Source organism: Mesorhizobium sp. B2-5-11, assembly GCF_006440835.1.
Taxonomy (GTDB): Bacteria; Pseudomonadota; Alphaproteobacteria; order Rhizobiales; family Rhizobiaceae; genus Mesorhizobium.
In genome coordinates, this window is sequence record NZ_VFUK01000012.1 from 1 (window position 1) to 23,291 (window position 23,291).

At 62.5% G+C, this 23,291-nt stretch carries 18 protein-coding genes and 1 tRNA gene; 10 read left to right on the forward strand and 9 right to left on the reverse strand.

All coding sequences use genetic code 11. The annotated features are described in order from the left end of the window. Positions 1 to 37: 37 nt before the first annotated feature. Both FJ490_RS27230 and FJ490_RS27235 read right to left on the reverse strand, forming a co-directional pair. Positions 38 to 406, reverse strand: coding sequence for a four helix bundle protein (locus FJ490_RS27230; protein ID WP_140561378.1), 369 nt, complete (start codon positions 404 to 406; stop codon positions 38 to 40). A gap of 30 nt (positions 407 to 436) precedes the next feature. Then, entirely contained in the window at positions 437 to 1,873 is a 1,437-nt protein-coding gene (locus FJ490_RS27235; RefSeq protein WP_181165364.1) for a glutamine synthetase family protein, read from the reverse strand. 140 nt (positions 1,874 to 2,013) lie between these two features. On the opposite strand from FJ490_RS27235, the gene FJ490_RS27240 reads away from it, so the two are divergent. Continuing rightward, the gene (locus FJ490_RS27240; protein ID WP_140728613.1) at positions 2,014 to 2,724 is read left to right on the forward strand and encodes an HAD family hydrolase; all 711 of its coding nucleotides are present in this window, start codon (positions 2,014 to 2,016) and stop codon (positions 2,722 to 2,724) included. A 16-nt stretch (positions 2,725 to 2,740) separates the two neighbouring features. Here FJ490_RS27240 and FJ490_RS27245 read toward each other — a convergent pair whose 3' ends face one another. The 3 genes from FJ490_RS27245 to aceA all read right to left on the reverse strand — a co-directional run bounded on the left by FJ490_RS27245 (position 2,741) and on the right by aceA (position 5,008). Beyond that, on the reverse strand, positions 2,741 to 3,184 hold the full coding sequence (locus FJ490_RS27245; protein WP_140728614.1) for a response regulator: 444 nt from the start codon (positions 3,182 to 3,184) through the stop codon (positions 2,741 to 2,743). A 239-nt stretch (positions 3,185 to 3,423) separates the two neighbouring features. Further along, entirely contained in the window at positions 3,424 to 3,666 is a 243-nt protein-coding gene (locus FJ490_RS27250; RefSeq protein WP_140728615.1) for a hypothetical protein, read from the reverse strand. Positions 3,667 to 3,718: 52 nt separating this feature from the next. Beyond that, positions 3,719 to 5,008, reverse strand: coding sequence for an isocitrate lyase (gene aceA / locus FJ490_RS27255; RefSeq protein ID WP_140498528.1), 1,290 nt, complete (start codon positions 5,006 to 5,008; stop codon positions 3,719 to 3,721). A gap of 235 nt (positions 5,009 to 5,243) precedes the next feature. On the opposite strand from aceA, the gene FJ490_RS27260 reads away from it, so the two are divergent. From FJ490_RS27260 to FJ490_RS27285, 6 genes are all read left to right on the forward strand, one after another. Further along, positions 5,244 to 6,689 carry an XRE family transcriptional regulator gene (locus FJ490_RS27260; RefSeq protein WP_140498527.1) on the forward strand — a complete coding sequence of 482 codons (1,446 nt, stop codon included), beginning with the start codon at positions 5,244 to 5,246 and terminating at the stop codon, positions 6,687 to 6,689. Positions 6,690 to 6,828: 139 nt separating this feature from the next. Continuing rightward, a complete protein-coding gene (locus FJ490_RS27265) occupies positions 6,829 to 7,782 on the forward strand; it encodes a DMT family transporter (RefSeq protein ID WP_140525264.1) in 954 nt (317 codons plus the stop codon). Between the two features lie 339 nt (positions 7,783 to 8,121). Further along, complete coding sequence (locus tag FJ490_RS27270) at positions 8,122 to 9,219, forward strand: polyamine ABC transporter substrate-binding protein (RefSeq protein WP_140728616.1); 1,098 nt, start codon at positions 8,122 to 8,124, stop codon at positions 9,217 to 9,219. Between the two features lie 78 nt (positions 9,220 to 9,297). After that, the gene (locus FJ490_RS27275) at positions 9,298 to 10,440 is read left to right on the forward strand and encodes an ABC transporter ATP-binding protein (protein WP_140513400.1); all 1,143 of its coding nucleotides are present in this window, start codon (positions 9,298 to 9,300) and stop codon (positions 10,438 to 10,440) included. Positions 10,441 to 10,449: 9 nt separating this feature from the next. Continuing rightward, complete coding sequence (locus FJ490_RS27280; RefSeq protein ID WP_140498523.1) at positions 10,450 to 11,415, forward strand: ABC transporter permease subunit; 966 nt, start codon at positions 10,450 to 10,452, stop codon at positions 11,413 to 11,415. Beyond that, positions 11,412 to 12,230, forward strand: coding sequence for an ABC transporter permease subunit (locus tag FJ490_RS27285; RefSeq protein ID WP_140513402.1), 819 nt, complete (start codon positions 11,412 to 11,414; stop codon positions 12,228 to 12,230). The genes FJ490_RS27280 and FJ490_RS27285 overlap by 4 nt, the downstream gene beginning before the upstream one ends. Positions 12,231 to 12,376: 146 nt before the next feature. Here FJ490_RS27285 and FJ490_RS27290 read toward each other — a convergent pair whose 3' ends face one another. After that, entirely contained in the window at positions 12,377 to 14,230 is a 1,854-nt protein-coding gene (locus FJ490_RS27290) for an AsmA family protein (protein ID WP_140650394.1), read from the reverse strand. 258 nt (positions 14,231 to 14,488) lie between these two features. On the opposite strand from FJ490_RS27290, the gene FJ490_RS27295 reads away from it, so the two are divergent. Beyond that, entirely contained in the window at positions 14,489 to 16,459 is a 1,971-nt protein-coding gene (locus FJ490_RS27295; RefSeq protein WP_140625421.1) for an acetoacetate--CoA ligase, read from the forward strand. 271 nt (positions 16,460 to 16,730) lie between these two features. Here FJ490_RS27295 and FJ490_RS27300 read toward each other — a convergent pair whose 3' ends face one another. Continuing rightward, positions 16,731 to 20,519 (reverse strand): PAS domain S-box protein, encoded by a 3,789-nt coding sequence (locus FJ490_RS27300; RefSeq protein ID WP_140728617.1) that lies wholly within the window; start codon positions 20,517 to 20,519, stop codon positions 16,731 to 16,733. Positions 20,520 to 20,768: 249 nt separating this feature from the next. Between FJ490_RS27300 and FJ490_RS27305 the strand changes: the two genes are divergently transcribed. Together FJ490_RS27305 and FJ490_RS27310 are read left to right on the forward strand one after the other, a co-directional pair. After that, the gene (locus FJ490_RS27305; RefSeq protein WP_140498518.1) at positions 20,769 to 21,227 is read left to right on the forward strand and encodes a phasin; all 459 of its coding nucleotides are present in this window, start codon (positions 20,769 to 20,771) and stop codon (positions 21,225 to 21,227) included. Between the two features lie 338 nt (positions 21,228 to 21,565). Next, positions 21,566 to 21,642: transfer RNA gene (locus FJ490_RS27310), tRNA-His, on the forward strand. 11 nt (positions 21,643 to 21,653) lie between these two features. Here the strand turns inward: FJ490_RS27310 and FJ490_RS27315 are convergent. Next, a complete protein-coding gene (locus FJ490_RS27315; protein WP_210239476.1) occupies positions 21,654 to 21,839 on the reverse strand; it encodes an MBL fold metallo-hydrolase in 186 nt (61 codons plus the stop codon). A 125-nt stretch (positions 21,840 to 21,964) separates the two neighbouring features. Further along, positions 21,965 to 22,609 carry a redoxin domain-containing protein gene (locus FJ490_RS27320; protein ID WP_140498517.1) on the reverse strand — a complete coding sequence of 215 codons (645 nt, stop codon included), beginning with the start codon at positions 22,607 to 22,609 and terminating at the stop codon, positions 21,965 to 21,967. Positions 22,610 to 23,291: the final 682 nt, after the last annotated feature.

Below are 23,291 nucleotides of genomic sequence, written 5' to 3' on the forward strand. Positions count from 1 at the left end.
GGAGTAGGGGAGTAGGGGAGTAGGGGAGTAGGGTAGGCTATTCCGGGGACAATTTGCGGATCAAAAGCCGCAAGAGCTTCCCCACACTTTCGGTGCTGGCCAACAACGACGCTGTCGCCGCCTGCGAGGCGATGCCAGTCCGCTCAGCGATCAGAAGTTGAGTTTCCAGCTCCTTCAATGATCCCTGGGCGATGCGAAGAAACTGTTGGTAGGATCCTCGAATTTCTCTACCATACCCCTCAGCTATATTTGCCGGCACCGAGCTTGCGGAACGGCGGACTTGGCTGGTCAATCCATAAAGTTCCTCCTTGGGCCATGATTTTGTGGAGCTGTAAACTGCCACAGCAAGATCCATTGCCTGCTGCCAAACAAGCAAGTCCTTGTAAGAGCCTGTCTTTTCGGCCATTCATCCCTACTCCCCTACTCCCCTACTCCCCTACACATTGAGCAACAAATACTCCCTCTCCCAAGGACTGATCACTTCCATGAACGTCTCGAATTCCGCCCGCTTGATCGCCGCATAGGTCGCGGCGAAGGACTTGCCCAAAAGCGCGCAGAGTTCCTCGTCGCCCTCGAACAGGTCGACGGCTTCGAGCAGGCTGCGCGGCAGGTCGATCTCGTCGGCATTGGCGGTGGTCAGCACCGGAGGTTCGGCCTTGATCTTGTTGGTGATGCCGATCAGCCCGCAGGCGAGCGAAGCGGCCATTGCCAGATAGGGATTGGCGTCGGAGGAGGGGATGCGGTTTTCGACGCGGCGCGCCGCCGGATCCGAGCGCGGCACGCGGAATGCCGTTGTGCGATTATCGTAGCCCCATTTGTTGTTGACCGGAGCCGAGGCGGACTGCGTCAGCCGGCGGTAGGAATTGACGTAGGGCGCAAACATGACCAGCGCGTTCGGCACATGCTTCTGCATGCCCCCGATGAAATGGAAGAAGTCCTCGGTTTCCGAGCCGTCCTCGGCCGAGAAGATGTTCTTGCCCGTCTTCTTGTCGATGATCGACTGATGGATGTGCATGGCGGAGCCCGGCTGACCCTGGATCGGCTTGGCCATGAAGGTGGCGTAGATTTCGTGTTTCAGCGCCGCCTCGCGAATAGTGCGCTTGAACATGAACACCTGGTCGGCGAGTTCGACGGGATCGCCGTGGCGCAAATTGATCTCGAGCTGGCCGGCGCCCTCTTCATGGATGAGCGTGTCGATCTCCAGGCCCTGGCTTTCGGAAAAATGATAGATGTCGTCGATCAGCTCGTCGAACTCGTTGACGCCGGCGATCGAATAACCGGCGCCGCCGCCGATCGCCCGCCCCGAACGGCCGACGGGCGGCGTCAGCGGGTAATCCGGATCCGGGTTTTTGCGCACCAGATAGAATTCGATCTCGGGCGCCACCACCGGTTTCAGCCCGCGCCTGTCATAGGCGGCCAGAACACGCTTCAACACGTTGCGCGGCGTGAATTCCACCGAACGGCCGTCCTGGTGGACGAGGTCGCAGATGACGGCCGCCGTCGGGTCTTCCTCCCAAGGCACCACCGTCAGCGTCGACAGGTCCGGCATGAGCTTGAGGTCGCCGTCGTCCTCCGGATAATGGAAGCCGTTGCCGTCTTCGGGATAGCCGCCTGAGATGGTGGTCATGAATACGGCTGAAGGCAGCGCCAGCGAGGTGTTGGAGGTGAATTTCTTTGACGGCATCATCTTGCCGCGGGCAACGCCGGCCTGGTCAGGTGTAATGCATTCGATGTCTTCGATGCCGCGCCATTCCAGCCATTCGCTGACTTCCTTCCAGTTCTTCACACCACGCAGGTTTTTCACGAAGGCAGGCGTGCGGGCGCGCCCTCCGCGGTTCGACGGACGGACTTCCTTTTTTGCAGGCGGCATCATTCACCAGATTGGGTTGCGGATTTAGGAGTATAGCTGTGCCCGGCGACCGAAGGGAAGGGGAGCAGCCGGCATTGGCCGTTGCGGTTGAAAATCGCGGCTGCGAGATTAGGTTCAGCCTCGTTCACATATGAGATGCGTCGATGCAGAAGACCGGCGAACTGACCACCATAGGCTTCGATGCCGACGATACGCTGTGGCAGAACGAACAGTTCTTCCGCATAACCGAGAAGCGCTTTGCCGCCATGCTTGCCGATCACGGCGAAGAGGAACATATCTCGGCACGGCTGCTGGAGGCGGAGAGACGCAATCTTGCCGTCTACGGTTTCGGCATCAAGGGATTCACGCTGTCGATGATCGAGACGGCGATCGAGGTCACGCAAGCTCGCGTGCCGGCTTCAGTCATATCGGAGATCCTCGGCGCCGGCCGCGAGATGCTGAGCCACCCGATCGAGGTCTTGCCGCATGCGCGCGAGACGGTGGAACGGCTCGCCGGCGCCTATCGCCTCGTGCTGATCACCAAGGGTGATCTGTTCGACCAGGAACGCAAGCTGGCCGGGTCCGGCCTTGGCGATCTGTTCGACGCGATCGAGATCGTCAGCGACAAGAACGCGGCTACCTATGCGCGCGTTTTCAGTCGCCATGGCGACGGCCCGGCCAGGAGCATGATGGTCGGCAATTCGCTGAAATCCGATGTGGTGCCGGCCATCGAAGCCGGCGGCTGGGGCGTTCATGTGCCGCACGAATTGACCTGGGTGCTTGAACATATCGAAGCGCCGATTGCCGAACCGCGCTTCCGGCAGATCTCCGATCTCGGACAACTGCCCGAACTGATCGAAAGCCTCGCCGGATAGGGCTTGCTTGCCGCTCTCAGCGGTTGACCAGCCGATCAATCACCGGCTGCAAGCGCTCGGGCGTAATCGGTTTGGCCACCACCGCGTCGACGACGTTTGAAAGGCCAAGGCTCTCCGGCGTGCCGTTCTTGGTTGAAAGCAGTACCACGGGAGGGAGCGATTTACCCGAAGCCCGCCGCAACATCTCGATGCCGGGCATCAGAGTGTCGCAGTCCCTGTTATCGGCGCCGCCGTCCAGGACAATCACGGCCAGGGCCAGCAAGCGCAAAGTCTTCGCCGCCATGTCGGGTGATTCCGAGATCGGCTTGAGCCCGGACCGCTCGACGATCTTGGAAATCACCACCCGATTGATCGGCGACTTGCCGACAACGAGCACCTGCGAGGTCTGACGGATCGTCTCCGTGGCTGAATCGCGGGTCACCAGATTCGGATGTCTCGCGCTTTCGTCGTCACGCTTCACTGGGCACCCAAGTCAGCCAAGAAACTCGTCCCATTTCAATGCAGAGTTGAAATCAGGCGACAATTGGCGTGAGATCGCGGTCCCTGTCAAGCCGAAATAAAAAGCTGGGGAAAGCATTCCCGCAGCAGTCAATTCAAGCAACAGTACTGTACTGCTCTGTCCATTCCTTGGTTGCATGAAAATAAAATTCACCTGCGCATACACGGCGCAGGTGAGAGGCGGGCCTGCGCGATCTTCGATCAGCCATGGCTTTGCTGCGTGACGATGACCGGGATCAACAGGTCCCCCCAATTGCCGTCGCCGCTATGGTGTCGTGCCGAGCGCACCAGCTCGACCGAGACGCCAGCTTCCACCGCCTTCATCACCGACTGGTTGAGCCGGTGCAGATCGTTGGCCAGCATGCGGATCGTCGCTTGCTGGTCGATGCTCATCGTGGTCGACTGCTCTTCGGCCCGTTCCTTGACGCGGCTTATCGATGCCATTGGTCTTCTCCTTGCTGTATGCCCTTGGGCGTTTGCCGAGATCCCTGGTTTGCTATTCCGCAGCCGGTTTGAACTGGGCGTGCTCGGTCGATTCATGCATGGCCGTGGTCGATGACCGTCCGCCGGTGATCGCCATCGACACGGCATCGAAATAGCCGGTGCCGACCTCGCGCTGGTGCTTGGTCGCGGTGTAGCCGTTGGCCTCCGCCGCGAACTCGGCTTCCTGCAACTCGGAATAGGCTGCCATCTGCCGCTCCTTGTAGCCGCGGGCGAGTTCGAACATGCCGTAATTGAGCTGGTGGAAACCGGCCAGCGTGATGAACTGGAACTTGTAGCCCATGGCGCCGAGCTCTTTCTGGAACCTGGCGATCGTGGCGTCGTCGAGGTTCTTCTTCCAGTTGAACGAAGGCGAGCAATTATAGGCCAGCAGCTTGCCGGGGTGATGCCTGTGCACGCCCTCGGCAAATCTCCTCGCCTGCGCCAGGTCGGGCTTCGAGGTTTCGCACCAGATCAGGTCGGCGTGGGGAGCGTAGGCGACGGCGCGCGCGATGCAGGGCTCGATACCGTTCCTCACCTGGTAGAAGCCTTCCACCGTGCGGCCGGCGTCGTAGTCGACGAAGGGCTGGTCGCGCTCGTCGATGTCGGAGGTGAGCAGCTTCGCCGCTTCCGCGTCCGTGCGCGCCACGACCAGGGTGGGCGTGCCCATCACGTCGGCTGCCAGGCGTGCGGCATTGAGGTTGCGGATGTGGGCCGCGGTAGGGATCAGCACCTTGCCGCCGAGATGGCCGCACTTCTTTTCCGATGCCAATTGATCCTCGTAATGGACGCCGGCGGCACCTGCCTCGATGAACGCCTTCATGATCTCGAAAGCGTTGAGGGGCCCACCGAAACCGGCTTCGGCATCGGCGACAACAGGCGCGAACCAGGTATCGACCGAAAGCCCCTTGCCTTCGGAGGTTTCGATCTGGTCGGCGCGCTGCAAGGTGCGGTTGATGCGCTTGACGAGTTCGGGGGCAGCGTTGGCCGGGTAGAGCGACTGGTCCGGATACATGGCCGAGGCGGTGTTGGCGTCGGCGGCGACCTGCCAGCCAGACAGGTAGATCGCCTTCAGCCCGGCGCGCACCTGCTGCATCGCCTGGTTGCCGGACATGGCGCCGAGCGCGTTGACGAAGTCCTCCTCGTGGATGAGCTTCCACAGCCGGTTGGCGCCCATTTCCGCCAGGCTCTGGCGGATCTGCACCGAACCGCGCAGTCGCGTCACATCCTCCGGCGAATAGGGACGTTCGATGCCATCGAAGCGGCCCTCGGGGGCCGAGGGGACGAGGTTGTAAAAATCAGTCATGCTCTACTCCGGAGGATTGTTTCTTTGCGGCTCGGCGGCATTCCTCGCCGCGTTTGGATGTGACTGAATTTACAGTGCGAGGCGAAAAGAGCCATGCAAATCGAAGAATCAGGCCTTGAATAAGGGAAAATCTGTATTGTGTTTGACAGACGGGCGAGGTAAATTTGTAATTATTGTAAAAAGTCGCATGGAAGCGTAGCAGCGACTGCAATGTAAATTCCTGTCAAGGAGCCGTATGGCCGACCAGAAGATATTTGCCGGGCCGCGTATCCGCCGCATCCGCAACGCCAAGGGCCTGACCCAGACGGCAATGGCCGAAGGCCTCGGCATCTCGCCATCCTATCTCAACCTGATCGAGCGCAACCAGCGGCCGCTGACGGTGCAGTTGATCCTGAAGCTGGCGTCCGTCTACAAGGTCGATCCGCATGAGCTGCAGGGCGAAGCGGGCGGCTCTGTCGCGGCCTTGAGGGAAGTGTTTGCCGATCCGCTGCTGGCTGGCGAATTGCCGGGAGACCAGGAACTGATCGAGCTTGCCGAAGCCGCGCCCAATGCCTCCGCGGCCGTGATAAAACTGTTCCGTGCCTATCGCGAACAGGCCGAGCGCCTGTCCGATCTCAACGAGCTTCTTGCGCGCGAGGGGCGGGTGACGGCGCTTTCCAGCGCCCGCCTGCCGATCGACGAGGTGCATGAGATTTTCGAGCGTCGGCCGAACCATTTTGCGCATATCGAGGAAGAGGCGGAAGCATTCACTTCGGTGCTCGATCCCGGCGATGATTTGTCTGCTGCGCTGAAGGGCTGGCTGAAGCGCGAATACGGCATCGTCGTCAAGGTGCTGCCGGTCGCCACCATGCCGAACTGGCGCCGCCGCTACGATCGCCATTCGCAGCGCCTGTTCCTGTCCGAGCGCCTGTCGCCGTTCGACCAGTTACGCGAAATGGCGATGGAGGCATGCCTGATCCGCATGACCGTCGCGATAGCCGGCGAGATCCAGGCGTTGAAACTGTCCACAGATGAGGCCCGCCGCCTCGCGCGGTTCGAACTCGGGCGCTACGCGGCGCATGCGCTGATGATGCCTTACCAGGCTTTCCACGCGGCGGCCGTTCGTGCCCGCTACGATATCGACGTGCTGCGCTCGCGCTTCGGCGTTTCCTTCGAGCAGGCGGCCAACCGGCTGACCACGCTGCAGCGGCAAGGCGCCTCGGCCGTGCCGTTCTTCATGCTGGAGATCGACAATGCCGGCAATCGCTTCCGCAAAGCCGGCAGCCTGGGCTTTCCGCAAAGCCGCTTCGGTGGCGCTTGTCCCAAGCTTCCCGTGCACGTCGCCTTCAGCCAGCCCGGCCAGATTTTCGTGGAAGCGGTGGAAATGCCCGACGGCGCCGAGTTCCTCTGCATCGCCCGCACGCTGGAGGGGCCGCAAGGCGCGTTCTCCGAGCGGCCGCGCCGTACTGCGCTGCTGCTGGGGTGCGACATCGGCTTTCGCGACGACATCGTCTACGGTGCGGCACTTCCCGGCCCGACGGCCGGAAAAGGCGGAGCTGGCGCGGTAGCGGCGACGCCGGTCGGGCCCGCCTGCCGGCTTTGCGAGCGCGTCGGCTGCCTGACGCGCGCCGAGCCGCCGGTGACGCGCCCGCTTGGCCTCGACGAGATGGTGACAGGCCTGAGCGCCTTCGATTTCCAGTGACGCTTCGCAAGGCGGACTTGCCACAATCGCCGGCGGTCTCTGGATCACGCCGGGCACGCGCCTTTGCGTTACGCGAATGAGGTACGTTTTTGTCGTCCCTTGCGCATTGTGCCGTTCTCAAACATCGACAGTCGTACCCATGACCGACACAGCATCATCGCCGATCGCTCGTTCATCGACCGTCCCGCAGCGGGAGGAGCGCATCGGCTTCCTGCTCGTGTTCCTGTCGGCATTGATGTGGAGTTTCGGCGGCACGATCGCCCGCTTCATCACCGCCGGCGACAGCTGGACGGTGGTGTTCTGGCGTTCCGTGTGGGCGGCCGCCTTCCTGCTCTGCTTCATGGTCTGGCGTGACGGCTGGCGCGGCATGCTGAGGTCGTTTCGCGGCATGGGCCTGCCTGGCCTTGCCGTGGGCTTCTGCTTCGCCACCGCGTCGACCTCTTTTGTCGTGGCGCTTGCCTACACCACCGTCGCCAACATCCTGTTGATGCAGGCCGGCGTGCCGCTGCTTGCGGCGCTGTTTGCCTGGGCGCTCTTTCGCGAAAGAGTGGCGGTCGCGACCTGGCTGGCGATTGCCGCCGTCATCGCCGGTGTCGCCATCATGGTGTCGGAATCGCTCGATGGCGCCGTTTCGCCCATGGGCGACGGGCTGGCGCTGCTGATCGCCGTCATGTTCTCGATCGCCACGGTCATCACCCGGCGCTTTTCCAGCGTGCGCATGACGCCGGCGACCTGCCTCGGCACGATCCTGGCGGCGGGTTTTGCCGCCTCGCAGGCTTCGACCTTCGCCGTATCGGGCATCGACATGGGTTTTCTCTTCGTGTTCGGGGTGGTCAATCTGGGTCTTGGCCTCGCCTTCTTCGCCACCGGCGCGCGGCTGATCCCGGCCGCCGTTGCCGCGCTGTTGGGTACGTTCGAGCCGATCCTCGGGCCGATATGGGTGTGGCTGATCCACTCCGAGGTGCCGTCGGGCCGCACCATCGTCGGCGGCGCGGTGGTGGTCACGGCGCTGCTCGTCCATATCGGACTGGAGTTCAAGCGACAGACGCGGCCAGTCAGGGCAGGGGTCACCGGCGTGCCGTCGCCGAATTGATGCGGCGCCCTAGCTTTGCCATTGACAAGTTCGCTGCCGCGCGGGCAGGCTGGGACCACGGCAACAACAAGACAGGCTTATCTTGCCAAGTCTCCCCGGCGACCCGATCGAGACCGGATCACATCCCAGTATTTCTGCCTGCGCGGCGGCGAAAGCTTCTGACGATGCGGCGACTCCTTCCAGCCCAGGACAGTGGCGCGCGAGCATCGCTTGCGACAGCCGGCGGCGCGGCAATTGGCGCTTGTCGCCTCCTGGAAAGCTCAATAGTCTGAAGCAAATGCCCGGCCGCGCGGATACCGCGACGCGCCGGCGATGGAACACTCACCAAAGGAGAATAGCATGATCCGCAAAGCGCTCTGGCTTTCGGCGACTTCGGCATTTCTGGCGCTCTTTACGCTCGGCGGCCACGCCGAGGACCGCGTCGTCAATGTCTTCAACTGGTCGGACTATATCGACCCCACGGTCATCGATGATTTCACCAAGCAGACAGGCATCAAGGTGGTCTACGACACGTTCGATTCCAATGAGATCCTGGAAACCAAATTGCTTGCCGGCGGCAGCGGTTATGACGTCGTCGTGCCGAGCGGCAATTTCCTTGCCCGCCAGATCCAGGCCGGCGTGTTCCAGAAGCTCGACAAGTCGAAACTGCCGAACCTCTCCAACATGTGGGACACGGTTTCGCAACGGACCGCGAAATACGATCCGGGCAACGAATATTCAATCAATTACATGTGGGGCACGGTCGGCCTCGGCTACAACGTCAAGAAGGTGCAGGCAGCGCTCGGCACTGACAAAATCGACAGCTGGGACGTGTTCTTCAATCCGGAAAAGCTGGCTAAGCTGAAGGATTGCGGCGTCTATGTGCTGGATTCGCCGACCGACATCTTCCCGACCGCCTTCAAGTATCTCGGCATCAATCCTGAGACCACGTCGCCGGACGATTTTGCCAAGGCCGAGGAATTGATGATGAAGATCAGGCCCTACATCAGGAAGTTCCATTCCTCCGAATACATCAACGCTCTGGCCAATGGCGATATCTGCCTGGCGGTTGGCTGGTCGGGCGACGTGTTCCAGGCGCGCAACCGCGCCGAGGAGGCCAAGCAGGGCGTCGAGATCGGCTACGCCGTGCCGAAGGAAGGCGCCGAAATGTGGTTCGACCAGATGGCAATCCCTGCCGATGCGCCGCATGTCGCCGAGGCGCATGAGTTCCTGAACTATATGATGAAGCCGGAGGTGATCGCCAAATCGTCGAACGCCGTGCTCTATGCCAACGGCAACAAGGCTTCCCAGCAATTCGTCGACAAGGCGCTTCTGGAGGATCCCGCTGTCTACCCGGACGCCGCGACCTTGCAGAAGCTCTTTACGATCTCGCCCTACGATCCCAAGACCCAGCGCGTCATCACGCGCACCTGGACCAAAATCGTCACCGGTCAGTAGTCAGTCCGAGGAGGCCCGGCAGTCACCCTGCCGGGTCTCCTTCTTTTCGATGGGGCAAAACAGCAGCGGAGTGGGCACATGAAATCGCTTGGCAGCATCCGCAGGGATTTCGCGCCTTGGAACGATCCGAACGCCAAGCCATACATTCAGTTCGACAATGTCTCCAAGAAGTTCGGCGACTTCACCGCCGTGAACAATCTCTCGCTGACCATATTCGAGCGCGAGTTCTTCGCCCTGCTCGGCGCCTCCGGTTGCGGAAAATCGACGCTGCTCAGGATGCTCGCCGGCTTCGAGGAGCCGACGGCCGGCCGCATCCTGCTCGACGGCCAGGATCTGCGCGGCATCCCGCCTTATCGCCGGCCGGTCAACATGATGTTCCAGTCCTATGCCCTGTTTCCGCATATGACTGTGGAGAACAACATCGCCTTCGGCCTCAAGCAGGAAGGGATGGCCAAGCCAGACGTCGAAAAGCGCGTCGCCGAGATGCTCAAGCTGGTCAAGCTCGAGCAGTTCGCCAAGCGCAAGCCGCACCAGCTCTCCGGCGGCCAGCGCCAACGTGTCGCGCTCGCCCGTTCGGTCGCCAAGCGGCCGAAGGTGCTGCTGCTCGACGAGCCGCTCGGCGCGCTCGACAAGAAGCTGCGCGAGGAGACGCAGTTCGAACTGATGGACCTTCAGCAGGAACTCGGCCTCACCTTCGTCGTTGTCACCCACGACCAGGAAGAGGCCATGACCATGGCCGACCGTATCGCCATCATGGACAAGGGCGAGGTCATGCAGGTCGCGACGCCGGCGGAAGTCTACGAGGCCCCGGCGTCGCGCTTCGTCGCGCATTTCGTCGGCAACGTGAACATGTTCGAGGGCAAGGTTGCCGAACGGACGGACAAGACGGCGCGCATCACCGGAGCGACCGGCGCCCAGATCCTCGTCGAGAATGCCGGCAATGCCGCCGCCGCGGGCGCCGATATCGTCTTCGCGATCAGGCCGGAGAAGATCAAGGTGTCGTCCAAGAAGCCGGCCGATGGCGTCAATGCGCTGGAGGGCGAAGTTTACGACATCGCCTATCTCGGCGACATGACCGTCTATCACGTCCGGCTGGACGACGGGCAGCTCGTGCGGGCAAGCGCCTTGAACGCGGCGCGCATCACCGAGGACCCGCTGACCTGGAACGACCGCGCCTGGGTCTCTTTTCGGCCGGATGCCGGCGTCGTACTGACGCGGTAGGGGGCTGACATGTCCGACATCGCCGCCACCGACGCCGCCCTACCGGCCGCGGCAAAACCGTTACTGGCGCGGCTGGGCGCCGGCTTCGTCAACCGTCTCGTCATCTTCATTCCCTATCTCTGGCTGCTGTTCTTCTTCCTCGTCCCCTTCATCATCGTCTTCAAGATCTCGTTGTCGCAGACGGCGATCGCCATGCCGCCCTATACGCCGGTGCTTGATTTCAGCGATGGCGTCTCCGGCTTCTTCGCGGGCTTTCGCGATCTCAACTTCGACAACTATGCCTGGCTGACGCAGGACGCGCTCTATTTCAACGCCTATGTCACCAGCCTGATCATCGCGGCGATCTCGACCGTGCTGACGCTGATCGTCGGCTATCCCATAGCCTACGGCATGGCCCGCGCGCCGGCGACGATCCGCCCGACCTTGCTGATGCTGGTCATCCTGCCGTTCTGGACCTCGTTCCTGATCCGGGTCTATGCCTGGATCGGCATCCTGAAGCCCGAGGGGCTGCTCAATCAGTTGCTTCTGTCGCTGCATCTGATCAACCAGCCGCTGGTCATCCTCAACACCTATACGGCGATTTTCATCGGCATCGTCTACTCCTACCTGCCGTTCATGGTGCTGCCGCTCTATTCGTCGCTGGAAAAAATGGATTATTCGCTGATCGAGGCGGCCAAGGACCTTGGTTGTCCGCCGACCAGTGCATTCTGGAAGATCACGTTCCCGCTGTCATTGCCCGGCGTCATCGCCGGCTGCCTGCTGGTGTTCATTCCGGCGGTCGGCGAATTCGTCATTCCCGATCTGCTTGGCGGTTCGCAGACGCTGATGATCGGCAAGACGTTGTGGAACGAGTTCTTCGCCAACCGCGACTGGCCGGTCTCTTCAGCCGTCGCCGTCATCCTGCTGCTGTTGCTGACGGTCCCGATCATGATCTTCCAGCAAGCCCAGGCGAAGGCGCAGGAGCAGGACAAATGAACAGCAGCTGGAGCCGCTTCAACATCACCTCGATCGTGCTCGGTTTCGCCTTCCTCTATCTGCCGATCGTGCTGCTCATCGTGTTCTCCTTCAACGAATCCAAGCTGGTCACCGTCTGGGGCGGCTTTTCGACCAAATGGTACGTGTCGCTGTTCCACAATCAGGGCCTCATGGACGCCACCTGGGTGACGGCGCGCGTCGGCGTCATTTCGGCCACGGCGGCGACCGTGCTCGGCACGTTGGCGGCGCTGACGCTGACACGCTACACGCGTTTCCGGGGCAGGGTGCTGTTCTCCGGCATGGTGTTCGCGCCTTTGGTCATGCCCGAAGTCATCACCGGCCTGTCGCTGTTGCTGCTCTTCGTCGCGGTCGGCCTCGACCGGGGCTTCCTCACCGTCACACTCGCACACACCACCTTGACGATGTGCTTCGTCGCCGTGGTCGTGCAGTCGCGCCTTGTGTCCTTCGACCGCTCGCTGGAGGAGGCGGCGATGGATCTCGGCGCGCCGCCGGTCAAGACGTTCTTCCAGATCACGCTGCCCGTCATCCTGCCTGCGATCGTGTCGGGGTGGATGCTTGCCTTCACGCTCTCGCTCGATGACCTGGTCATCGCCAGCTTCACCTCGGGGCCGGGTGCGACCACGCTGCCGATGAAGATCTACAGCCAGGTTCGTCTCGGCGTGACGCCGGAGATCAACGCCGCCTGCACCATTCTGATCGCGGTCGTCGCGGTCGGCGTCATCGTCGCTTCGCTTGCCAATAAGCGTCGCGAGGTCCAGCGCCAGCGCGACGAGCAGGCCGCCCAACGCGGCTGAGCATGATCCCGAAAAGTGGGCACCGGTTTTCGGGCGAGATCATGCCCGAATAGGCTGAGCATGATCCCGAAAAGTGGGCACCGGTTTTCGCGGACAAACGGTTCCGTTTGTCGAGATCATCTTTGAACAAGAGGCCGAAAGACTGCTTATTCGCCCGACACGCCGCGGTTGATCGGCGAAATGAACGGCGTGCTCCATGTCCCCCCAACGAAGAAGGACGATTGCTTGGGGCCTTGCTGGCCGTTTGCCTGCGTGGCGACCTGGTCCGGCTGGATGACACCGCCGGACAGCGCCAGCCCCCGTCCCGCATAGGAGGCGATGCCGGAAAGCCAGATCTTGTACTTCGCCGAATTGGCCTCGGCCTTGTCCAGCCTCGCCACGCCTTTCGAGATGGTGGCCTTCAGTTCGGCGCCATCGATCGGCAGTGTCCCGTCCGAGACGTCATCGAGCGCGAAGAAGCCGCCCTGTTCGGTACGCTTGAGAAAGGCCGGCAGGTTGAACTTGCTGAGCGCGCCTGGCCCGAACGTCGCCGAAACCGAGCCGTCGGCGGTTTCAAAGATCGAGTCCCAGGTCCTGCCGGGCCCTTTGAGGATGACGGACACGGTCCCCGTGCCGACCGGCACCAGCCGCGTCATCCCGGCCGCCGTGCCGAAAGCGCCGCCATCGATATCGGAAGCCAGCAGCCGGATCTCGACCTGGCTGCCCTCGGGCTTGCGGTCGAAGCGAAGGCTGCTCTGGATGTTGCCGCCAAAGGCCGAGGCATCGGAAATGTCGAAAACGGACAGGCCATCCTTGACCTGCGCCGTGGCGGCGACGTCGGCAAGCTGGATGGAGCCTGCCGTGGCGTGCGCCGCCGACAGCCTGAGGTCGAGATTGACCCGGTCGGCGAAATTCGTGTCGACTTCGCTTGGACCTGCCCCGCTTGCCGGCCCGAGCGGCGTGAAGGCGGACAGGAACGACCTCAGATCGAGCGTGTCGAAGGCGAGCGTGCCGGAGATCACCGGCTGTGCGTCGCCAAGCGACAGGTCCAGCGCACCCATGCCTGGGTTATTGTCGAGGGAGAGTGCGGTGTTCTCGAATTTGACGCGCCCCGCCGTCGCGGTCACCTTGCTGGAGATGCTGACGGAGCCGATCGCGGCGCCCGGCGCGATATCGGCCTGCGACCATTCGAGCACACGGCGCAACGAGGGCGCTGAAAACTTGGCCTGGCCGTCGAAATAGGCGTTTTCGGACATGCTGGCCGTGCCGTCGAAGGAGAAGGTGGCGGGCGCCGCCTTGAACGACAGGGTGAGCGGCGCCATGCCGCCGGCAAACAACACCAGCGGCTTCGGCGATGCGGCATCCACGGCGACGCTTTCGCCGCGCCAGATGCCGGTCGCCGAGAGCGTCGCATTGCTGTTCATCGCCGCCCATGTCGCCTGGCCGCTCAGGCTACTCAGCACCTCTTCGTCCTTGCCGTTGACGGACGCCACCATGCGGCCGTCCCTGAACTCCACCGTGCCGAAAGTGTCGGCCGGTAGCTTGTCAAGATCGGGTTTGGCGGGGTCCGCACCGACCACGCCGCGCGCCACGTCGATGGCGCGTGCGATGCGGCCGCCGGTCGGAGCGGTGGGCAGGAACAGGCCGCTCGCCGTGCGCTGGACCCTGATCGTCGGCCGCACCAGCCGCGCCGTGGAAAACACCACGTCGCCGCGCAGCGCCGCCATGGCCGAGAGGTCGACCTCGACCCGTTCGGCCTCGACGACCGGCGGTGCGTCGACGTCGGTCCACTTCGAAAGCGTCACATCCGTCAGGATCGCCCGGAAGTTCGGCCAGACCTCGATGCGCGGCGAGCCTTCGATGGCAACCCGGAAACCGCTCCAGGCGCTCAATTCCCAGGCGATACGATCGCGCACGATACGCGTCGAAGCGATCAGCGGCAGGGCGGCGACCACCAGCGCGATGACGATCACGGCAGCGCCGATCGCCCATGTTCCGCGTCGGATCAAAGATGATGGCATATCGCCCCGTATGCTTTCGTTCCGACAAAAATCGTCCGGCGGGTGTAAACCCGGTCGTCACCACGACTTCCAGTCGTCACTACGACTTCCAGTCGTCACTACGACTTCTAGTCGTCACTACGACTTAGGGTCGAGGCATTTCAAGTCTTTATGGCCCGGCGATGGCATTTGCGCACATCTGGACGCCTCGGCCGAACAAAATCTTGCTCTGCTGCGGCGCAATATGCATAAGCGGTGGCGATCCTGGGAGGACCCATCATGGCTGCCGAAGTACCACTCTGGACCCCGACGCAGGACCAGATTGACGCTGCGCCGCTGACCGCCTTCATGAAGGCCGCCGCTGCAAAAAGCGGCATATCCGTGACTTCCTATGCCGACCTTCACCGTTGGTCGGTGGCGGACCGCGAAGCGTTCTGGAGCCTGGTCTGGGATTTTTGCGGCATCGTCGGCGACAAGGGCAGCGCCGAAAGCGAGCGTGTGCTCGTCGCTGGCGAGAAGATGCCGGGAGCGGCCTTCTTTCCCGACGCGATGGTGAATTTCGCCGAGAACCTCCTGAAGAAGACCGGAGCAGGAGAGGCGATCGTGTTTCGCGGCGAGGACAAGGTCGAGCGCCGGCTGTCCTGGAACGAACTGCATGCGCTCACCTCGCGCTTCCAGCAACTCTTCTTGTCGCTCAAGGTCAAGAAAGGCGACCGTATCGCTGCGATGATGCCCAACATGCCGGAAACAGTCGCCGCCATGCTCGCGACCGCCTCTATCGGCGCGGTGTGGTCGTCCTGCTCACCGGATTTCGGCGAGCAGGGCGTTCTCGACCGGTTCGGGCAGATCGAACCCGTCGTCTTCATCGTCCCCGATGGTTACTGGTACAACGGCAAGGCGATCGAGGTCGCCGACAAGATCGCCGCGGTGGCCGCAAAGCTGGGCACTGTCCGCAAGGTGGTGGTCGTTGACTATCTCGGCACCTCGGCCGATGTCGCTGATACGATCGAAAAGGCCGTGGCGATGGAAGAGGCGCTGTCGCCCTTCGCGGTCAGGCAGGTCACCTTCGAGCGGCTGCCGTTCGCGCATCCGCTCTACATCCTGTTCTCGTCCGGAACGACCGGTATTCCCAAATGCATTGTCCATTCGGCCGGCGGAACGCTGATCCAGCACCTCAAGGAACATCGCCTGCACGCAGGCCTGCTCGACGGCGACCGCTTCTTCTATTTCACCACCTGCGGCTGGATGATGTGGAACTGGCTGGTGTCGGGCCTCGCTTCGGGCGCGACGCTGCTGCTCTATGACGGCTCGCCCTTCTACCCCAACGGCAATGCGCTGTTCGACTTCGCCGACGCCGAGAAGATGACCTTCTTCGGCACCTCGGCGAAATTCATCGATTCGGTACGCAAGGCCGGCCTCAAGCCGATCCAAAGCCATGATCTGTCAACCGTGCGCGCCATCTCCTCGACGGGCTCGCCGCTGTCGCCCGAGGATTTCCGCTTCGTCTACGACGGGATCAAGAAGAATGTGCATCTGGCATCGGTCTCCGGCGGCACCGACATCGTTTCCTGCTTCGTCCTCGGCGTCCCGACTGAACCGGTATGGACCGGCGAGATCCAGGGACCAGGCCTCGGCCTTGCTGTCGACGTCTGGGACGACGACGGCAAGCCGGTCAGGCAGGAGAAAGGCGAACTGGTCTGCACCAAGGCGTTCCCGGCAATGCCGATCGGCTTCTGGAACGACCCCGAGGGCAAGAAATACCGGGCTGCCTATTTCGAGCGCTTCGACAATGTCTGGTGCCATGGCGACTTCGCCGAGTGGACCGCTCATGGCGGCATGATCATCCATGGCCGCTCCGACGCGACGCTCAATCCGGGTGGTGTGCGCATCGGCACGGCGGAGATCTACAATCAGGTCGAGCAGATGCCGGAAATCCTGGAGGCGCTCTGTATCGGTCAGGATTTCGACAATGACGTGCGCGTGGTGCTGTTCGTGCGGCTGGCCGCCGGCGTTCAGCTCGACGAGGATCTGGAGAAGCGCATCCGGGCGAAAATCCGCGCCGGCGCCAGCCCGCGCCACGTGCCGGCCAGGATCATCGCCGTGTCAGACATTCCTCGCACCAAATCGGGCAAGATCACCGAGCTTGCGGTGCGCGACGTCGTGCATGGCCGCGCCATCAAGAACAAGGAGGCGCTCGCCAATCCCGAGGCGCTCGAGCTGTTCAGAAACCTGCCGCAATTGGCCGAGTGACCGCCCGCCCGGCATGGTTAATCAAATCTGCCGCGCGAATTTACCTAGATTTCACGAGTGGTACACATTCGTAAATTTTTTCGGGACCTGGTAAGGACTTGTTAAGGCCCGGCGTCGATAGTCGCACGTAACTTGAGGGAGAAATCCCGTTCCTCAGCCCCCGGAGGATCTGAATTCGCTCAAGCCCCCGTTGTGACAGCAAATCCCATCTTTCAAGGCGTCCTGTTGGGCGCCTTTTCTTTTCCAGGCGGCTGGATGGACGGGAGCTTGCCTATTCCGCAAGCACGCGCGTCGACGGGAACGCGATCTCGACCAGGGTTCCTTCGCCGGGCGTCGAGGTGATGATAAAACGGGCGCGGTTCGCTTCAACCATCGCCTTGGTCAACGGCAGGCCGAGACCGGTGCCGTCGCCGCGCCCCCGTTTCAATGCATTGATCTGTTTGAACGGCTTCAACGCCTGCTCGATCTCGGCTTGGCTCATACCGATGCCGGTGTCGCGCACGCGCATGACGACATCGCCTGATGTCTCATAGGCGGTCGAGACGATCACCTGGCCGCCGGCCTGGGTATAACGGATGGCGTTCGACAGGATGTTGAGGGCAATCTGGCGCACGCTGCGCAGGTCCGCCACCACTTCCGGCAGTCGCGACGCGAAGCTGGAGCGAATGATGACGCGCTCGCGGTTGGCCTGCGGCTGCATCATCGCCACCGTCTCGGCCAGTGTGTCGTTGAGCGACACCGCTTCATAGGCCATTTCCTGCTGGCCGGCCTCGATCTTGGAGATATCGAGAAGGTCGTTGACGAGATCGAGCACATGATTGCCCGATCGGTTGATATCGCGCAGGTAATCGCGGTAGCGGTCATTGGCCACCGGCCCGAATTTCTCGTCCACCATCAGTTCGGAAAAGCCGATGATGGCATTGAGCGGCGTACGGATCTCGTGGCTGATGCGGGCGAGGAAATCCGTCTTCTGCGAGGAGGCGCGCTCGGCCACCGCACGCGCCTGGGTCAGGTCCTCCTCGGCCCTCTTCCACTGCGTGATGTCGCGCACCACCGCGCAAAACCCGCTGTCGTTGGGCAGCCGGCCGATGGTCATGAACAGCGGAATGAAGCGGCCCTGCGCCTCGCGGCCGATGACTTCGCGGCCGTCGTTCAGGACGCTCGCCACGCCGGGCTCGGACAGGCCGTCGAGATAATCGCGCGCCGCGCGCTGGCTTTCGATGGCAAACAGCGAGGCGAACGGTTTGCCGGTCACGTCGTCGCTATCGAAGCCGAACAGCGCCTCGGCTGGACGGCTTATGGAACGGATCGCGCCGTCACGGCCGATCAGCACGACGCCGTCGGTGGCGGTATCGATGATGGTGCGCATCTCGGCGATGCGCGCCTTGAGCTCGGAAATATCGGGCTGCGTCTGCTCGTCGCCGGCCGCATGCAGTGCCGCCGGTGCCTCATCCTCGCCCGAACGGCGCACCACCAGCATCAGCGCCTTGCCGTCGCGCCACGGAACCGAACGCAGGATAGCCTCGATTGGAAATTCCTGCCCGCCATGCGTCTTCAGCCGCAACGCCCGGTCCGCGCCCTCGGCGGCGCCATCATGGCCATAGGGATCGGCAAACAGCGCGCCCAGCCCGCCGGCGTCCGCCAGTTCATCGAGCGTCTCATAGCCTGTCAGGACGAGAAACTCCTCGTTGGCGTAATGAAGTTCATCCCCGGAATGGATGAGCAGCGGCACGGGCAGCTTGCTCAGGAGCGAGGTGTCGGGAGCCTTGCTCTCGTCTCCGACCGCAAAGGCCGACGGCACGAACCCTTCGAGCTTGAGCGGAGGCACTTTGAGGCGTGGCCGCTCGACCGGAGCCTCCACCGCGTCGCTGGTGCCGGCGGCCCCCTCGGCGGTCGCGGCCTGCTCATCGGACGCGGACGCTTCCTCGTCCTCGACCCAGTCCTCACTGTCCTCGGCATCGCGAAAATCGGCTGATGTCATGCTCTCGTCGTGGGCAATGTCATCGTTGGTGCCGGCGACGGCCGGTTCGCCTGCCGCCGCGACGGGCTCTTCGCTCTCCCGTTCCGTCCGCGCCGCCGCCGGTTCGGAAGCCGGGGTCTCGTCATTGTTGTCGGCGATCGGCGCTGGTTCCTCGCTCCGCTCGGCATAGTCGAGCAGCGAACCCGTCACTCCGGCCACCGTGTCGGCGGGCTCCTCATCAGCCGTTTTGTCCGGCCGTTCGCCATCAAGCCGGGCGAGATCCTCTGCATCCTCGGCATCGACATCGGTTTCGGACGGCTCAGCCGGTGCGGCTTCGCCCTTTGGCGCAAGGTTTTTGCGGGCGTCCGCTGGTTTCTCGGACGGCCCCGCCGGCGTTGCCGCCTCCGGTTGGCCGGCATCGTCCGGACCCGGTCTTTCAGCCTCCGGCTCGGCCGGGCTGCTTTCCTTCTTCAGCCGCTCGCCGATCTCGCGGAAGGCGCTGCGTTCCAGGGTCGACAGACCCTTGTCGTTAGCCGGCTGGCGATGTTCGGCCAGACGGATCACCTTGTCGGCAAAGCGGCGTTCAGGCTTCGGCACGATGGTCAGCGCCGGCACCTCGCCCCGGAACGGGTCCGATGGCTTCAACTCCTCGGTCTTCGGTTCCTCGGGTGCGGGTTCGACCGGTTCCGACGCCGGGGGTGCCTCGCTGTTGGGCACCAGCGCCATGCCGATCGCTTCCGGATCGACAACGGCGTCGCCGGCGCGGGCGACGCCGAAACCGCGGAAACCCTCGAAGGCACGGCTGCGGCCATAGACGGGCAGGGCCGCCAGGTCGACGGGGATCTTCAGGTCCGTGCCGACGACCGGCCACAACACGGAACGGCCGGACCAGGTGTCGCGCCGCTCCAGGAGACCGGCGATCTCGCCGGACGCATCCAGCCCGAAGGCCGCCGCGACGTCCCTGAAGCGCCTGCCGATGACGTCCGCGGCCGGTTTGCCGACGACGTCGGCGAATTCCGGCGACAGCGCGCTGAACCTGCCCTCGGCGTCGGTTCGCCAGACGAAACGCAGCGGCGCCGCCGTGCGGTCCACGGTCCTGGCGGCCGGGGCTGCCGGAACAGATGGAGCCTGGGCATCGTGCTTCGCGTCCTCGGCTGGACCTTCGGCGGCAGCCGGCGAAGGTGCAGCTTCGGCGTCCGGCGCGGCTGGGCCGCGCGCATGCCTCCCGTCCTCGCCGGCATTGAAATACCAATGGTCGTGCTGTGCCGGCGTGCCGCTTGTCGCCGGTTGTCCGGGTTCTGCCGCCGCCGGTTCCTGCACGGCCGCTTCGGCAGCGGCTTGTGCCTTCGGTTCCGAGATATCCTTGGCGACGGCCTGTGAGCGGTTACGTCCTTCGGAACGCTCGGCCGCTGGAGTCCCCTCCGCCAGCGCACGGTCGTCGAGCCTGTTTTCGTCGATCACCACCAGCAAATGTCGCTCAGGCGTCAGTCGGGCGAGGCCCGCCGGATAGGATGTGCCGCCGCCCGGAACCAGGCGCTTGACGATGCGGTCGCTCTCATTCGCGACGTCGGCCACCAGCGCGGCCAGCGTCGCGGGCTCGATGCCGAGCTGCGAAAAGCTCTCCGATGCCGCTTCGACATTGCCGCTGGCGTCGATGAAGGCGATGAAATGACCATCTTCCGTGAAGCCGCTGATGGCCCTGCCGGCGATTTCGGCCGCACTGCGCGAGCCGGTCTGGGCCGCCGGCACCGCCAGCATGATGGCGTTCTCGCCGTCGGGCAGCGTCACAGCGCTTGCAAGGAAGCCGATGGCGCGGCTGGTCATGCCGGTCGCCAGCCTGACCGTGATGCTTCGGTCGCTGCCGATGTCGGGAAATCCACTAGTTGCCATGATCTGGCGGCGGGCGATCAGCGGCAGCCGTGCCTCGGCGCCGATGATGCTTTCGATGTCGGGATAGCCGAACACCGCGGCACCCGGTCCATTGGCCCAGATCACCTGCTCCAGATTCGCCGACAGGATCGCGATCGCGTCGCCGGCGGCGAAGCGCTGGCGGACCGCGTCGAGCACGGCGACGTCGAGAAAGGAATATTCGGACGGCATGCGCTGGCGAAATCCTCATGCAGCGGGCGTTTTTGCAGTTAACGCTTTGTTAATAAAAGCCGGCGGTGCGAAGGTCCACAAGCCAGAACGTGCATAGGCCTGAATTTCGGCTCTTGGTTAACGGCCGAGACGGAATTTATGGTGCAGTGCAACAAAGATATTGCAATGCACAAAAATTGCCTTTATATTGCCATCATACATGAACGAGACGGCTTTCCGTCAAAGCCGCTACCGCTGAAAGGATGGAAAATGTCCAGGACCAAGACTGCCGAGACCATCGAAAACGTTGAATTCCCGAGCTTTGACGCTTCCAAGGCCACCGACCAGATCCGCGCTTTCGCCGAGAAGGGCGTCGAGCAGTCGAAGGAGGCTTACGCCAAGCTCAAGACTGGCGCCGAGGAGACCCAGAAGGCCCTGGAATCCACATACGAGTCCGCCAAGACCGTTTCCAGCGACCTGTCGCTCAAGACCGTTGCCGCACTGCGCGCCAATGCCGAAGCGGGCTTTTCGCATCTCGAGGCGCTGATCGGCGCCAAATCGCTGTCGGAAGTCGTGGAGCTGCAGACCGCGTTCCTGCGCAAGCGCGTCGAAATGACCGTCGAGCAAGCCAAGGAGTTCCAGACCGTCGCCTCCAAGGCGGCCGAGGATGTCTCCAAGCCGATCAAGACCGTTTTCGAGAAGGCGATGAAGGACATCAAGGCCGCCTAATATTTGCGCATGATCGGAAGATGTAACAAAAGGTCGCATTTTCTTCGAAATGATCGTGTGTATGATGGCAGCCATCAACGAATACCCGGTCGGCGGAACCTCCTCCCTCCGCCTCCGGGGTGACCAGCCAGCACCTCCTCCCGCTGGCTCGTAACAGGAAAAGGCCGGCACCTCCTCCCGCCGGCCTTTTTCTTGTCCGCAGATCCGCTTCCATGTGGGCAAGTGACCTTTGCTTTGCAAAAGCCTTGAATTAAAATCCATAAGCCCGTAAGGACGCATCGCCGAACGACAGAGCGCTCGAGGGGACTATGTTCCGCCGATCCCGCTCAGGCAGACGTGCCGTTGTAGCTCAGCTGGTTAGAGCGCCGGATTGTGGATCCGGAGGTCGCTGGTTCGATCCCAGCCAACGGTACCATCGGCTTTCCTCTAAACAACTGGTTTGCTAATAAAATTTTGACCGTGGACTTCCGGGCTTGCTCTGTAAAGTGACAGCCTGCTCAGGCTGTCGAAACCGCCGAAGTGATCCATATGCATGTGCGTCACGAAGACGTGCGAGATCCGCAGGAATTCGGGCGGCGAAAGCCTCGAAAGATCTCCGAGATCGAACAGCATGGCCCTGTTGCGGAAGCGGAAATCCAGTAGCAGGCCCGGATCGGAAAAGGTTCGTTCACCAAGCGCGGCTGGACAAAAAGCGTGACTGGGAGAAGACCGCCGCGAGCGATGCTGGCTTCCTCCGTTCAGCTTCTCTTTGCCCGACCGGCATATTGGTCGACCGCGCCGGCCATCTGGAGCATGAGTGTGTCCATGGAGATGGAATTCCCGCCATAGGGATAGAAGTCGGATTTATCGCCTTTCTTCCATTTCTCCCGCAGCTCGGGTTCGGTGATGTCCCAGTCGCGATAGGTCCTTTGCGCCAGTTCGCGCAGTTCTGCGTGCAATTCGGCGGTGGAGGGGCGGCCCCAGTAATAGTAACCGTTGTAGACCTTGAAGACTTCGAGGTCCCGCCCGAGCACGATCGTGTGCGGGATCATCACGTCGTGCGTGGTGTCGGTGTATTCCTTGATGTCCAGGTCCTTCTGCACGAGCCGTTCCTCGTCATAAAGAAAGGGCCAGGGCGCGGAGGTCTGCTGGCGGTAATTGTTGGTCGTATGCCAATCATCCGTGGTGATCGTGACGAGCTGTGTGTAGCCGACGACCAATTGCGAGTGAAACCGCACCAGTTCGAGCATTTGCTGCCGGTCTTTCGGACAGAAGAACCCACGCGTCAGCATCACGATCATCAGCTGGTCGCCCTGCAGGTCCGACAGCCGCCGTGGTGTCTTGGTGTGGTCGGGAAGAACGTAGTCGGGGAACTTCGCGCCAGCCACAATGTCTTGTCTCATTTTCAGTCGCTCCCATCGATCCGGTTCTGTAACTCCCGAACAAAAGACTCCCCCCCCATGTTCCTTGATTCCAGGCAAGCCGATATGACGGCCGTCTGCCGTCGAACCGGCGACCCCATCGAGAGCGCATCCAAGTCGAGTTCGCCATCGACGATCGGCTTGCCGCCCTTTTCCAAACTCGAGCTTCGACCGGTTTTCGGTGCCTGCTTTTGAGTTCGTCAATCACTCCCTTGATCATCGCTAAACGGATTTCCGCGTAACCGCCGTGTAGCGCGTGATGGCACCCTCGTCGGGATCCTCTCGCTGAAAATGCACGGTAGCGTCGGCTGCGGCCGACAATCCGCCGCTTTCAAAGTGTCGGCTCGGGAGAACGTGTTGTAGCCCGGCAAAACCGCAGCGCTGATCCGTTCAGCGAATTCCGCTGGCCAGTCACCAGGCCGAAATACGGACGCGCCGGTCACGCCATGCGTGATGACCTTGGTCATTGCCAGCCGGGTAGGAAGCACGCCGCCAAACAAATCTTTTGGGCCTGCGAGGGACGCTGCGGATGTTCCGATGATCCACACCTTTGGGCTACATGCCCTGCAAAAGTTCGAGATCATCACACATGCGGTGTAACGAACCAGGTCATTGGCCAGAAGCTGAGGAGGTGCCAGTATATGGACCAGCGCACGCTTTGCGC